General features: G+C 53.3%; 9 protein-coding genes. 8 read left to right on the top strand and 1 reads right to left on the bottom strand.

Going from position 1 to position 14,523, the window contains the following annotated elements; genetic code table 11:
• Positions 1-127: 127 nt before the first annotated feature.
• From GT019_RS06680 to GT019_RS32630, 7 genes are all read left to right on the top strand, one after another.
• Positions 128-733, top strand: a complete 606-nt coding sequence (locus GT019_RS06680; RefSeq protein ID WP_328803918.1) for a nucleotidyltransferase domain-containing protein — start codon at positions 128-130, stop codon at positions 731-733.
• A gap of 487 nt (positions 734-1,220) precedes the next feature.
• Positions 1,221-1,748: an Ig-like domain-containing protein gene (locus tag GT019_RS32640; protein WP_235946941.1), complete on the top strand. Its 528-nt coding sequence runs from the start codon at positions 1,221-1,223 to the stop codon at positions 1,746-1,748.
• Positions 1,661-2,098: an Ig-like domain-containing protein gene (locus tag GT019_RS31845; RefSeq protein ID WP_235947061.1), complete on the top strand. Its 438-nt coding sequence runs from the start codon at positions 1,661-1,663 to the stop codon at positions 2,096-2,098. Before GT019_RS32640 ends, GT019_RS31845 begins: the two co-directional genes overlap by 88 nt.
• Positions 2,029-2,715: an Ig-like domain repeat protein gene (locus tag GT019_RS06670; RefSeq protein WP_407945064.1), complete on the top strand. Its 687-nt coding sequence runs from the start codon at positions 2,029-2,031 to the stop codon at positions 2,713-2,715. Before GT019_RS31845 ends, GT019_RS06670 begins: the two co-directional genes overlap by 70 nt.
• Positions 2,716-2,870: 155 nt before the next feature.
• Entirely contained in the window at positions 2,871-3,209 is a 339-nt protein-coding gene (locus GT019_RS06665) for a hypothetical protein (protein WP_161742088.1), read from the top strand.
• Positions 3,197-3,661 (top strand): S-layer homology domain-containing protein, encoded by a 465-nt coding sequence (locus tag GT019_RS32635; RefSeq protein ID WP_161742086.1) that lies wholly within the window; start codon positions 3,197-3,199, stop codon positions 3,659-3,661. Before GT019_RS06665 ends, GT019_RS32635 begins: the two co-directional genes overlap by 13 nt.
• Positions 3,568-3,768 (top strand): S-layer homology domain-containing protein, encoded by a 201-nt coding sequence (locus tag GT019_RS32630; RefSeq protein ID WP_161742174.1) that lies wholly within the window; start codon positions 3,568-3,570, stop codon positions 3,766-3,768. The genes GT019_RS32635 and GT019_RS32630 overlap by 94 nt, the downstream gene beginning before the upstream one ends.
• Before the next feature lie 493 nt (positions 3,769-4,261).
• Here the strand turns inward: GT019_RS32630 and GT019_RS06650 are convergent, their stop codons facing one another.
• Positions 4,262-5,173, bottom strand: coding sequence for a VOC family protein (locus tag GT019_RS06650; protein ID WP_161742084.1), 912 nt, complete (start codon positions 5,171-5,173; stop codon positions 4,262-4,264).
• Between the two features lie 791 nt (positions 5,174-5,964).
• Here GT019_RS06650 and GT019_RS06645 point away from each other — a divergent pair.
• A complete protein-coding gene (locus GT019_RS06645; protein WP_161742082.1) occupies positions 5,965-14,475 on the top strand; it encodes an immunoglobulin-like domain-containing protein in 8,511 nt (2,836 codons plus the stop codon).
• Positions 14,476-14,523: the final 48 nt, after the last annotated feature.

The following is a 14,523-nucleotide window of genomic DNA, read 5'->3' as shown; positions in this document are numbered from 1 at the left end:
ATCTATTTCAAGGTGATGAAATCCTGCGAATGAGTGAGTATATGTGAGATAAACCCTTAAAACCGAGGGACGGGCAGGAAAATGCAGGATTGAGCAATTTAAAACAAGAAAAAGTTGTTGTGGAGGGATGAATTTGAGGACGGATATAAGTAATTGGATGCCACTAACTGTGACGGAAATAAATAATATTTTCTCTGTCATTCCGATACGTTGGTGTATTGCCGGAGGCTGGGCATTAGACTTGCATTTGCGGAAACAAACTAGGGAGCATAGTGATATTGATGTCATCATTACTCGTGAAGAACAATTAATCGCGTATCAGCATTTAATTCGGGATTGGATATTATACAGGGCTGAGGATGGCAAGCTTAGTCTCTGGGAAGGAGAATATTTGAACTCGACAAATGATGTATGGGTTAGTAAGAACGACGAGTCGCCTTGGGCTTTTCAACTTATGATCATGGATACCGAAGAAAATAGTTGGACCTATAAGAGGGATAAATCAATTAGAAGGCCAATGGATGAAATATTTTTGAGAACTGATGAAGGCATTCCTTATTTGAGACCCGAAATCCAACTTCTCCATAAAGCAGGCAGTTCGCAAGTGCGAGAGAAGGATTATATTGATTTCCAAACCATGCTTCCTTCACTTCTGTCACAAGAAAAAGCATGGCTGAAATCTTCTTTAATGCGGCAATTTCCAGAAAGTCATGCTTGGGTCGAGTTTTTGTGAAATAAATAATTTAGTGTTTGTTTCGCTCTCATTTTGACCGCGGTACGAGAGTTCGAATCCAATTCCATGGAAGCTACGGCGGGAATTTGTGTCGGGGGCTTTAATACGCTATCGGGTACGATTGCAAAATAAACATCTGCAATGAAGCTGCCAGCACGATCGGCGGCTTTATGACGTTAACGGGCAGAATTCAAAGGAAATGCACCTCAGTTTTTCTGACTAGCACCGAGATTGAATATCGTGTAAAACATGAAACGCCGCATAAAATTGCGGCTTTTTCTATGATGAAATTGAAATCCGATGAAAGCGCATCTTGATTGGGACAAGGCACGATTTGAATAGGTCTTAAGTTTCATTGCGAAATGGTTGATAAGTAAACATAAAAGTGATCAAAAAGCACGTTAACCAACATTCGGGAGGCATTCCGAAGAGGAGTAAGAGCTATGGCCTGCTACTATTTAAAAGAGGTGAATGTGAAGTCCATAACATGTTTCGCAAAAAGGTAAAAAAGAGCGTAATGATCATGGTTATCCTCGCCTTGGGGGTCTCCTCCGCCCTGTTTGATGCAAGGGCCGGTCTGGCTTTGGCTCTGGGGACGACGCTATCGGAGCTGTCGGCAAGCTCCACTTCGTCGACTTATGGGGATGAGGTGACATATATGGCCGCCGTTGACGATGCGGCAAACGAGGGAACGCCTCCGAGCGGGACGGTCACCTTCATGGACGGAGAAAAAGTGCTGTCGGCGGCTGCGTTGGTAAAGCCCGAACCGAAGATTACGATCGCGACGACAAGCGTTTCGATTCCCGACGGTACGACCAACAACTGCGTGACTGGACCCGACAGCTACGAATATGCTCCCTGTCCGGTTGTGCAATGGGGACAGTATATACCTATCGAGCTTTCAGTTATAGCGATAACGATAATGCGATGGACATTGTCGCATACGATGCCTCCGGCAACATTGTTAAACAATGGGAGCAGCCGGGAGCTCGGTATTTGTGGCAGATTACGATAGATGCCGCCGCGCGGACCATCACCTTCTGGGGCCAAGCGAGCCAGAGGATTACCATGGGATGGGGAGAATTTCTGCGTCCCGCGGCAACTGCCGCCTTCACGACTGCGGATCTGGAGATCGGCGAGCACGCCATTCACGCCGTCTACGCGGGCGACGATGGCTACTCCGGCAGCGAGACGCCCGTTGTGACGCATACCGTAAACCGTATTCCGACTTATACCGAATTCAGCTCAAGCCAGAACCCGTCGTTGAGGGGAGAGCCTGTCGATTTGATGCAACCGTGTCTTCTTTGGCCGAGGAGGTCGATCTTACGGGAGCAGTGGATTTCATCGACGGGGATGATCTCATAGGTTCGGCGCCTGTCGTGGACGGCACGGCTGAGCTGTCCGTCTCTTCTCTATCGGCCGGCTTCCATATGATCAAGGCCGTGTACAACGGGGATAACCATTATGAGGCCAGCAGCTATTATGGCGAGCAGACCGTGGACTTGAAAAGCTCCTCGACCCTCCTGACCGGTAATGAATCGGAAACGCAGCTTGGCGATCCGGTTACTTTAACGGCTGAGGTAAGCAGCCTGGATCACGGTACGGCAACAGGGTCCGTTATTTTCCTGGATGGTAACGAGCAGCTTGGCCAGGTCCAGCTGTCCGAGGGCCAGGCAACCTATACAACTTCGGAGCTTGGCGTAGGCGTTCATAACCTGAATGCAGCCTATGCTGGGGACGATACGTTCTCCGACAGCGTCTCCGATATCTATTCCTTGCAGGTTAATCCGCGGACGAATGCCAAGTTGAGCCGACTTAAGCTGCAAGGCATCTCCGTTGAGCAGGAATTCGAGCCGAATGTCGCCTCCTATTCCGCTGCAGTCGATAATGCGGTGGGGCAGGTAACCGTTCGCGCTATGGCTGAAGACGCGAAAGCTACCATTGCGATAAATGGCTTACCGGGGACGGTATCACCAAATTAGGCTATACCATTACGGTAACGCGCGCGACCGCACCTCCGGTACAAGTACCTTCAACCCCAACTACCGGCGGAGGATCGCCGACGCAGAACGATGCTCCGGTTATTTCGGATAACGGTCAACTTACGCTTCCGGCAGGCCGAGCGGGAGAGGTTAGCTTGGGGTCCGATATTAAGATCTTCCTTCCGGCTGATGCATCCGCGAAAGATCTTCAATTACTCATCGAAAAGGTGAAGGATACGCGCAGCCTATTGAAACATAACGAGGTGCTGGCGAGTCCGGTTTATGAACTACTAAAAAACGTGGCGGAAAACTTCAATGTGCCAGTTACAATCACCTTCGTTTTCGATCAAAAATCGATCGGAGACAATCGGAAAGCCGTAGTCTTCTATTACGATGAAGCAAAAAAGATGTGGGTGGAAATTGGCGGTAAAGTGACCGGAAATCAATATCGGTCGATGTCGATCACTTCACCAAGTTTGCGGTGTTTGCAGTAGAGCAAGCGCCGACAGTAAGCTTTAGCGACATTGCCGGACACTGGGCTGAGACAGATATCCAGAAAGAAATCAAGAGCGGAATCATTAACGGATACGCCGATGGTACGTTCAAGCCCGATGCGATGGTAACGCGTGCAGAATTCGCGGTTATGCTGACGAGCGCGTCGAAGCCCCAGGGCGACGGAGCTTCTTTATCGTTCACGGATGAAGCGAAAATCGCTGCATGGGCAAGGGGGGCAGTCGCTCAGGCCGTACAGGCAGGGTTTATTACAGGTGACAAAGACGGTACTTTCCGTCCGAATGATCCGATTACGCGTGCGGAGATGCAGTCGTCCTTGCGAAAGCCTCGGGCGAGTTTATCGCAGGCCATACTGAAACCAGCTTTGCGGACGACAACAATATTGCGGCTTGGGCGAAAGGGAGCGTCTTCTATGTGCAGCAGGCAGGCCTGATGCAAGGGAAAGGCAATAACCGGTTCGCGCCGCAAGATAAAGCGACTAGAGCGGAGACCGTAACGGTTTTATTGAAATTAATAGCCGAGAAAAGCAAGAATGTCTAGACTTAGACTGTAAGGCAGCTTGGCGATGCGCTCGATGTGCCAGTCGAGAAAGTGAATCTACACAAAATACTCGCCAGAATATGGGGATTCGGCGAGTAGAGGAAGTGAGCCTTTCGATAGCAGCGTATTATATCGATTGACTAAATCCTAGTTTATCCTATGAATTAAATATTGCATCTGATTGGACAAAACACCGCGGCATCGCGGGGGTTTGTCGTTTATAAATATACGAAACACGGCGTTTCATCGAGGGCAATTGCTCGTTCGATGTCCAACAATCCGGATTTAATCGACGTCAAGCGATTCGTCAGCGACATTGACAGGACCAAGGTGGCTGCTTTCCTTTGCGTATTGCGTGCCGCACCGCAGGCAGATCGGGCAGCCCAAGGTTAAGGATAACGGAGAGCGCACGCATGCTTGGATTAACAAGCGAAGACGCCGGGTACCTTCCCCGGCGTTCGCGATGATTCGTTTTGTTCGATTTTAATACGATTTAACCTTGGTACGCGCCGTGCAATGCCGCCAGGTCAAACTTCTTCATCTTCATGAATGCCTTCGTGACACGCGCCAGCTGTTCGGGCGTACCGCTCTTCATCATCTGATCCATCGCTCTGGGCACGATTTGCCACGACAAGCCGAACTTATCCTTCAACCATCCGCACTGCTCGGCTTCCGGAACCGCGGAGAGCTTCTCCCAGTAATGGTCGATCTCCGCTTGCGTATCGCAATAGACCATGAAGGAAACGGCCTCGTTGAATGCAAAACGATGCTCATGCGCGCTGTCCATCGCGGCAAGCCAAAGCTCCTTAAGCCGGAAATCGGCGAACATGACGCTTCCCGCTTTGTCGGGTTCCCTACCCGGGGGATAGTACATCATATTTCCTTGCTCGGCATCCTCGAATACGGAGACATAATATTGGATCGCCTCTTCCGCTTTGCCGCAATTATCCCCGACGAACATGAATGACGGCACGATCGGTGGCCGTTCCTCGCCGTTCGGATTCGTCAGCATGAGCTGCCAGGACACTCCGTACTTATCCTGAATCCAGCCGTAGCGTTCGCTAAACGGATACTTATCGAGCGGCATCAGCGCCGTTCCGCCATCGGATAGCTTATTCCACACTTCATTGAGCATATCGGCAGCATCAGGCACCCGTGACGGGTCGAAATTCACGATGAAGGACACCGACGGATTGAGCTTGAATATCGGCCCTGCGCTAATGGCCGCGAACTTCTGCCCCCAAACCTCGAACGTGACGATATCGCTGTCTCCCGAAGGCGTGCCGTAAATTGTCGTTACGTTCGTCACGTTGGAATTCGGAAATACGGACGCGTAGAATTCGGCGGCCGCTTTGGCCTCCTTGTCGAACCATAGGTGCGGAACGATCGTTTGCTGGATGGTCATTGGAATTCCTCCTTCTCGGTTCTATTACCCGTTATGAACGGGGGATATGGTTTTAATTTCGATATTGGTCCGGTAATGACCTTTTTCTCCCCTGCGGGAAGCGGAATAACTTTATCATCATCTCCATCATCTGCCGCAGCCGAACCATACTCATGCATTCGACATGCAGAAGTTTGCAATAGAATCAACAGGTCATCATCAAGGATAGTAACGTTATCCTAGCCCGGAGCTGAGGGCCAGGTCGGCGTTGGATCAGGTGAAGCGTTCAGTTGCGATTGTCCTTAATCAAGGCAATATTTGCCTGTAAAGGCTAAGACTGCCTCATAGGAATTGGAATGCAATATCCTTATAATAAGTTCAGTCCACTAGATGTACAGAATGTTGTTCCAGGGAAGAAGATCTACGGAGACTCTTTTTCCTCGAACATGAAACCGCTAACATTTTGTCGATCGTGGTTGGATACGGATTTACAAGGGTGGATAAATGAATTCGTCGAGGTGATGCGACAGCGAGCGCGAACTGATTGGTTGTCATGGTAATTCGTATACTCCGATGCACTTGTCCTTTCTCTAAGTCAATACGATATGGGAGGAAAGTTAAAGATGATAAAAAGACGGTTGCTAGCATCATTACTTATTACGGCGATGCTGCTTACTTTGCTTTCTCCGAGTAGGATAGTCAGTGCGGCGGAAGGGGATACCCCTGACGTATTTCCTTTAACCGTAAACGCAGGTACAGATGGCAATACGGCGACATTCGCCGATACGCCGGACGGACAGAAGGCGTGGAGTTTGAACACCGGAACCTCGAAGAACGGAGGGCCTTGGGATAACCTCTTTACGCCGAGCGTGGCGTCTTCCGGCGATTTATCCGACTATCGAGACGGCTACTTCGCTTTCGAGATCTACATTCCCAATGCGAGCTTCAAAAAAATGCAAGGGAACAACTGGCTCGTCATCGTAAGCAACAGTAATCCCGCCGACGACAAGTTCAACGTCGATTCTCGTCTCCAGCTGGATCTAAGCGGGGTTACGAATGCTGCCGCGGGCACATGGGCAACGGTCTATACGAAGTTATCGTCGTCGAGTGCCGCAGCCGGGAATTTCAATGACGCCTGGCTGGACCAAGTCACCAGACTGGCCATGCATCTGCAATGGGAGACGAGCGTCCCTAAGACCGACGTTTTCATCAAAAACCCGCGTCTCCAAAAAAGCGCGTTAGGCGCGAACTTGTCATCTTCGACGGTTCCCGTATTTGACGCAGCTGCAAAAACAGTCACGGCGAACGCACCGGCTAACGGGCAAGCCGTGGAATTCGCAATAAGCGAGGACGGGGTCGCTCCCGCATCCGGTTGGGTGGATGGCGTTCAAGTTCAAGACGGTAATGCGTATACGTATCCATTCGCCGAATTGCCTTCAGCAGACACCTACTATGTATTCGCGCGCACGAAGGCGGACAGCAGCTACAATTTCAGCGGCGCCTCTACAAGAATCACGGTTACGTCCATCGACGAGCAAACATTGGTAGACGGGGCTGCCGCGTCCCTGACGTGGGATACGATCAAAGGGAGCAACGCTTCGGAAAATGACGTGAAATCGCAGCTTAATCTTCCGACCTCGATCGGCACGACTGACGTGGCATGGTCTTCGGACAATGCGGCAATCAGCAACAGCGGAAGCGTGGATCCTTTATTTGATAGCGGCGTAGACAAAACCGTGGTACTCGCGGCGACCATAACGAAGGGGACCGCGAGTGCTGCGAAAACCTTTACGTTGACGGTAAAAGCCGTGAAGGCGGAGGACAACGCGCAGGTCGCCGCGTATTTCCCCAATGCCAATGAGGGGACGACCGCAACGACGCCGGACGGAAACGCGGCATTCAAGCTGGGCGCCGGACGGATAGGCGCGGGCGCCGAACGGATGTGGGACGCCCGCTTCACCACTAGCGGCGGCAATCAAAATCTATTAGCCTACGCGAATCAGTATTTTGTATTCGATATGTACGTCACGAGCGCGGATCTTCTGAATTTAAACGGGAATAACTGGATTGCGATGGCGGCTGGCGGCAACAATGTGGACACCAATTCGCGCCTTAACCTGAATGTGAATGAAATCAAGAACGGTTCTGTTCATGGATGGACGACCGTGTCCGCACAATTATCGGCGGCAAATTCTCCGAATGGATTCAATCCCGTAAACTTGGACACGGTACAGGCAGCGAGATTGCAAATGCAGTGGCCGGCCGTGCCCCAAGGCGACATCTATATTAAGAACCCGCGTTTCCAGAGCACCGCGGATTCGCCAAGACCGATTCCCGCGGCTGTTGAGACGACCGACAAGATAACGGTATCGTCGTCAGCGCCGACGAACGGTCAGGCTGTGCAGTTCGCGATCAACGCCACCGGCGGCACGCCTGCAGAAAGCGATTGGACGACGGGGACGCTCGATGCGGGCGCTTATTCCGCGACTTTTGCAAAACCCGCAGGCAACACCTATTATGCGTTCGCGCGCACGGCTCAAAATACGCAATATCCGTTCGCAGGAACGCATACGAGAGTCAAAGTGGAGCATCTCACCGACACCGAAGCCATTGCGGACGCAGCAGCCGGTCTGACATGGGATACGATCAAGAATGCCAATACGAATCAATCTGAAGTTAGGACGGCATTGACTCTTCCGGCAACGGGTGCGCACGATACGGCTATCGTATGGTCGGCCGCGCCGACAGGCATCATCGATCCTGCGACGGGCAGCGTGACTCGCGACGCTGACGAGGACAAAGCCGTAACGCTTACGGCGACCATAACCAAAGGCAGCGGAACGCCCGTTCAAGTCCCTTTCGGTTTGACAGTGGCCAGTTCATCGAATGAGCTTGCGGAAGTGTTCATGGATATCAACGATCCTTCCACGTTTACGCTATCCGGCGACAATTCGAAACTGATCGGCGACGGTCTCGACGTTAGCCTAATCGGCGACAGCAGCCCGGTGCAAAGAGTGACTCAAAACGGCACCGGCGCCGTGAAGGTCGGCGACTTTATGTACGTCATCGTAAACGCCCCTCGACTTAAGCCGGTAAACAAAGTTGACTTAACGGTCGAATACTGGCGGCCTAGCGCAACCGGCGGTATCGCATTGCACTACAATACGATCTATCCCGGCTCCTTCTCCGGGTATGACGCGTATCGATCGGCGAGCATCCCGGCGACTGGGAGCGGGAACAATTGGGTGACTTCGCATGTCGTGCTGAACGGAGCTAATTTTGCGATCGGCGCGCAAAATCAAGGCGCGCACTTCCGTTTCGCTACAGCCGGAGCCATCATCAAGAGCATACGAATCACTGAAATTCCCCCAACGGACGCTGAAGCCGTTCAGCTTGCTGCGGACGGGCTGACTTGGGACGCGATCAAGGGAGCGAATACCAGACAAGATCTGGTTGAAACCGGCCTGACGCTTGCGAAGGCAGGTTCGCTTGGAACCAGCATCGCGTGGACATCTTCCGATGACGCGGTCATCGATCACGACACCGGCGCAGTCGTGCGCCAAGCAGCCAACGCGGCCGTGACCCTCACGGCGACGATAAGCAAAGCTTCGGCTTCGCCGGTCGTGAAAACATTTCCGATCGTCGTTCGCGGATCAGGTGCCGGAACCGACGAGGATGCGGTAAACAACATGATTGCCAAACTGACATGGGATTTGATCAAAGGCGTCAATGCTTCTACGGATAATGTGGCGACGAACCTAGTCCTGCCGTCGATGGGCGAGAATATGACGGATATTACATGGACGACATCGAACGCGGCCCTCATTACCGCTGCAGGGATGATCCCGACCGACCGTCCGGACAACGGCGGTCCTGTAACGCTTACGGCAACGGTCAAAAGAGGTCCGGTGACCGCTCCGGTAACCCAGACGAAAACCTTCGCGTTGACCGTTCCGGACAGATACGATTACGAAAGCTACATGAGAACGGCAATCGCTCAGGTCAACGACGCGAAGGATTGGGCGATCTCCGACTTTAACGTACTCGCTTACGGCGCGAAATCAGAGGAAACGGCCAAAGCGGAAGGCCTGGATGAATTCGATAACAGAGAAGCTTTCCAAGCCGCGATTAACGCGGCGTACAATGACGGCGGAGGCGTCGTCTATATTCCGGCGGGCACCTATGCGTTCCGCACGGAAACCACCGGCACCGTTAGCGTCAAGAGCTCGACCGGCAATACGACCTACGAATATAAACAAGTGTTGAATTTACGGGCAGGCGTACAGCTCCGCGGCGAATGGGATAATCCGGATGCGGCCGGCTACGACGGCAAAATCGACGGAACCGTTCTCGCCGTCTATGCCGGCAAGGGCAGCGCCAATTATGACACGTACGTAGACTCCGACGAGCGAGAAAATCAGACGGGCGGCAAAAAAGTAGCCAACGTGTCCGATCGCTTCGTCGACATGGAGCAGGGCACGGGCGTAACCAACCTTTCCGTCTGGTATCCCGAGCAGGATCTAACTGCCGAAACCGAAGTCGAAGTGAGGAACGAAGACGGCCAGAAGACGGGGGAAACGGAGACCATCAAGGGCATTCCGTATCCGTGGACGTTCTTCCAGCGAACCGGCAACAGCGCAACGCTTGATAACGTTACGCTCGTCAACGCTTGGGGAGGCTTCATCTCCCTGCCGAGCGAAATGCATTACGTGCTGAACAGCAAGATAACGGCGCTCTACAAGGGTATCGTGGTTCACACGTGCACGGACATCGGACGGATCGAGAACGTTGACATCGACCCGAAATACTGGGCGAATTCCGGACTTGACGGCGCACCGTCGCTAGCGGACGCGAGAGCGTACACCAGAGCGAACGCGATCGGATTCATGATGCACCGTTCAGACTGGGAATACGTATCGGGGCTGCACATATCCGGGTATAAGACGGGGATGTGGGTCGGAAGAGAACCGGGCGGCGACGAATCTCCGAATGCGCAATTCTACGGATTGAACGTCGAAGACAGTCAAACGGGCCTTTATATCGACAACGCCAACGGTTTTGGTCTGCTGATCTCGAACTCGGAATTCGGAGGCGACACGGCCGTTTATTTCAACGAGCGGTTCGAAACTTCCGTTCAATTCAACGGCGTTGAATTCAACGGTCCGATCGTCAGCAACGCCAGGGGCGGCGTCATCTCCTTCGAGGACAGCACGTTCGACGAATCCGGCAATTACGCGCTGAACTTCCTTAACCGAGGCAATGCATTGATCAGCCAGAGCAACTTCAAACAGGCTGACAAACATGCAGCGCTCGGCGCGAATTTCGGAACGTTCAAATCGGTCAATTCCGGCTATAACCTGAACATCAAGAGCGCTGACCTTGCCGATCACATCAATAAGCTTAAACTTGACGTCAAGGCAGACAGCAATAAAACCGCCGTCCAGATCGTGAATGATGCGGGGTATCTGTTCGAACCGATTCCGAAGGACGTCAAAACGAATATCGGCGTACAACCTAGACCGGCATCGAACGCCGTGCTGAGACTCGACCTTCCGCGCTCGCTGACAGCCGACGCGCCGACCGTGGACATTTCCGCCCGATTGCAGGACGCGCTTGACTATGTGAAGGCCAATCACGGCGACGGCACGGTATATCTGCCGGGGGGAAGATATCGACTGGATCATCCAATCATCGTTCCCGAGGGCGTCGAACTCAGAGGAACATGGGATGTACAGCATCATACCGCAGGCGGCGGCACGGCGATATTCACCGCCTACGCCGGCGGCGAGCAGGGGGAAAACGGAGCCTCTCTGATTCAGCTTAAGGCACATGCAGGCATCAGGGGACTTAACATCACGCAAGCGAATCTAACCAGCGTTAACCTTGATAACCCTGATCAAACGCTAAAAACGCCGTTTTTGGTGCAGGGACAGGGAGCAGGCGTGTATGCCATCAACTTAACGATCCCGATCGGAGATAAAGGCATCGACCTCGCTTCGTATAAAACCGACGGTCACTATGTGGATTATTTGGGCGGTACGCTCTTGAGAGCCGGCATCTGGGTCGGAGGAGGCTCGGAAGGCGGATTCATCCGCAACATGCAGCTTAATCCGCATTACGCCCTGAGACTTCCGGGAGGTCAAGGCTATACGGTGCCTTCCGGCGACGTGTACGGATTCGTGCAACGCTACCTAAGCGCGCTCAAGTTCTCCGATGTGGAAGACGAGACGATCTTCAATAACTTCGTGTACGGCTCGGTCTACGGCATACACTTCCTGAAGCGAGACTTGGGGAACGGCGAATTCGCCTATCCGGGAAAATTGACGATCATCGGCCACGGCTCGGACGGATGCGCGTACTCGTTGTATGTGGAAGACGCGGACGAGAACACCAAAATCATCGCGATCAATTCGGAATTGGTGAACACGAACATCGCGACGGAGCCGGAAAGAGCATACGTCAAAATGGGCGATGTCGCGAATACCGCGAAAATCGACCCCAACGCCGAGCTTGTCCTTTACAACAGCGCGTTCTGGGGAAGCCCGAGCCTGGCGGGAGCATTAATCAATAACGGGATCGTTCGGTTCCAGCAAGCCAATTTCACTCAGCTGCCCGGCAACAATCCGGGTATCGATGTGTTCGGCGGCAAAGCGCATGTATACTCCTCTTATTTCCAGCCGACCAAAAACGGCCAGAACAATAATGTGTACGCGCTGCTGCGAGAGAGCGGCACGTCGATCGAACTTAGCAACAATTATTACGCATCCGGTTTGAGGAACAGCACCCCAGCCGGCAACCCGTACGGCATTTACGGCTCGGATTTGTTGGCGGAACCGTTCGTATTCGGTCTTGCCCTAGGTGGCGCTAAGAAGCAATTCAGCTTTAAGTACAATGTCGGAGGGAAAGCTTCCGCGCCCGGGATGCTGACGCTCGTTGCTCCGTCGTCTTATGCCGAAGGGTTCACGCCGATCAAGTTCGACTCGCTTGCGGCAGGCGAATCCGTAACCGTAGACGTACCGGATTATATTGCGGGCCTGATCACCTTCGAGCTTCGCCTTGACGACGGCCATGTCTACGCCTATACGGCTAATTTGGATGAAGCTTATGCTGAAAAGGCAAGCGCTGCCGGCTCGGAAAATCCGGCAAAGAGCGCTGCGACGCCGACGTTCGCGATGGATGCCAAAGGGTATGTGACGATGGGATCCTGGGATGGCCCGCAAGACCTCAGCGCAGCATCGCGTTTCGCTTGGGACGACGGCAATTTATACGCGTACATTGTCGTGACGGACGACGTGCACTTCAATAGCCAAACTGGCGGCAACATCTGGAAAGAAGATAATTTGCAGTTGGGCATCGATTTGAACAATCCGGCATCCGACAGTACGACGCGCAATGAGCTCGGATTCACGCTCACCAACGACAACGACGTGATCACCTATGCTTGGACGCGTCCGTCGGGCGCCAATGCGCCGGCGGCTCCGATAACGGATATCGCGGCCAATATTACGAGAGACGAAGCGTCCAAAACGACGATTTACGATTTGAAAATTCCGTTTGACACGCTGCTGAAAGATCCTGCATCGAAGCTCGCGAACGGAAGAATCGGAGTAGCCGTCATGTTCAACGAATCTGACGGCTCGAGTCAATCCGACGGCGGCAGGACCACCTTTGAAGTGGAAAGCGGACAATTAAAAAATTCAACTTTATTTACGGATTTGGTTCTGCTTGGCGCAGGCGAATACAACGAAAGGCTTGAAGCCTCGGCAAGCGCTGCCGTTGCAAAGGCGGTCGCGTCCGAATCCGCCGCGGATATCGCCGTGGCTCGCAACTTTGTCGCGATTATGGCAGACGGCGAAGCGAAGACGGAGCTGCTGAACCGTATCGATGCGATCGCCGCCGTGACGCATACCGTCACCTTCAAGGATTGGGACGGAACGGTCCTGAAGACGGAGACGGTGAAGCATGGCGAACATGCGACCGCGCCGACGGAGCCGACACGGACAGGGTACACGTTCGCGGGATGGAGCGTCGACTTCGCGAACGTGACGACGGATTTGACCGTTACGGCGAAGTATGATGCCGTGCCGGTAACGCCGAGCAATCCAGGGAGCGTTTGGGTTCCGCCGTCTGCGAAAACGGATGTAGACAGCAACGGAAACGTAACGGTGAGCTCGACGCCGACGTTGAATGCCTCGTCCAATCTTGCCTATGCCGCGTTGTCCCAAAACGAGATTGACCATGCGTTCGGGCTGGCGGCCGGCAAAGCTACGCGGATCAAAGTAATTGTTTCCGGGATTGAGAATGCCGAAGGCTACGCATTGGGGCTTCCGACCTCATGGTTCAAGGGGGATGCAGGCAGATCGATCGTGATCGAAACGCCGTTTGGCTCGGTTGTCGTGTCGAGCGCGATGCTGGGCGAAGCTCAATTGCAGGGCGCTGGACAGACGATAACCATCGCTGTTCGCCAAGCGGATAAGAGCGGTTGGAGTCAACGGCTTATCGATGAGGTTGGCAATCATCCGGTATTGGATCTGTCGGTCATGATCGACGACAAGGCAGTAGCTTGGAGCAATAGCGAAGCGCCGGTTACAGTTAACGTGCCGTATACGCCGACGGCATCCGAGAAGCAAAATGCCGATCAGCTGGTTGTCTGGTACGTAGACGATCAAGGCCGCGTAACGCCTGTTCCCAGCGGCAGATACGACAGCGCAACGGGTCAACTTGCGTTCCAAACGTCGCACTTTAGCGAGTATGCCGTCGTATATGCAGCGCCAACGTTCAGCGACTTGGGTCCTGCTGCGTGGGCAGCCAAGGAAATCGAAGCGTTGGCCGCTAGAGGCGTCGTCGAAGGTACGTCGGCAACCACCTTCAATCCGAAGACTGCGATCAGCAGAGGGGAATTCCTCGCCCAACTGATCAGACTTCTTGAGCTGGATGCCGCATTCACGGACAGCTTCGCTGATGTTCCGACAAGCTCGCCTTATTACCGAGAGCTCGGAATCGGCCGCGCGCTTGGCATTATTGAAGGCGTAGGCGGGAATAAGTTCTTGCCTGATACGGAGATCAGCAGAGAAGACATGGCCGTAATCCTTAAGCGTGCGCTTGATCAAAAGCCGAACGAACTGCCGCAAGCGTCGTCCAAGTCGATCGGCGAATTCAAAGACGGTGCGAAGGCAGCATCGTATGCAAGAGACGGCTTATCCTATTTGCTTCATGTCGGCTTGCTTCAAGGAAACGGGGACAACACCTTGAATCCGAAGGGCCACCTGACGCGCGCAGAAGCGGCGACGATCTTGTACCGCATTTATACGCAATTAAGCTAAGGAACACGAAGGAATGCAGAGAAGAAGCCAGGGGGCGGCCCCCTGGCT

Origin of the sequence: Paenibacillus glycinis (assembly GCF_009909185.1) — a bacterium.
Taxonomy (GTDB): domain Bacteria; phylum Bacillota; class Bacilli; order Paenibacillales; family Paenibacillaceae; genus Paenibacillus_Z; species Paenibacillus_Z glycinis.
Note: the sequence above shows the minus strand (reverse complement) of the source record. Positions and strands in the feature narration are given on the sequence as shown.

Excerpts from the sequence above, each read along its gene's own strand:
- GT019_RS06680 (WP_328803918.1), top strand. The coding sequence starts at position 128 with ATGAATTTGAGGACGGATATAAGTAATTGGATGCCACTAACTGTGACG.
- GT019_RS32640 (WP_235946941.1), top strand. The coding sequence starts at position 1,221 with ATGTTTCGCAAAAAGGTAAAAAAGAGCGTAATGATCATGGTTATCCTC.
- GT019_RS31845 (WP_235947061.1), top strand. The coding sequence starts at position 1,661 with ATGGACATTGTCGCATACGATGCCTCCGGCAACATTGTTAAACAATGG.
- GT019_RS06650 (WP_161742084.1), bottom strand. The coding sequence starts at position 5,173 with ATGACCATCCAGCAAACGATCGTTCCGCACCTATGGTTCGACAAGGAG.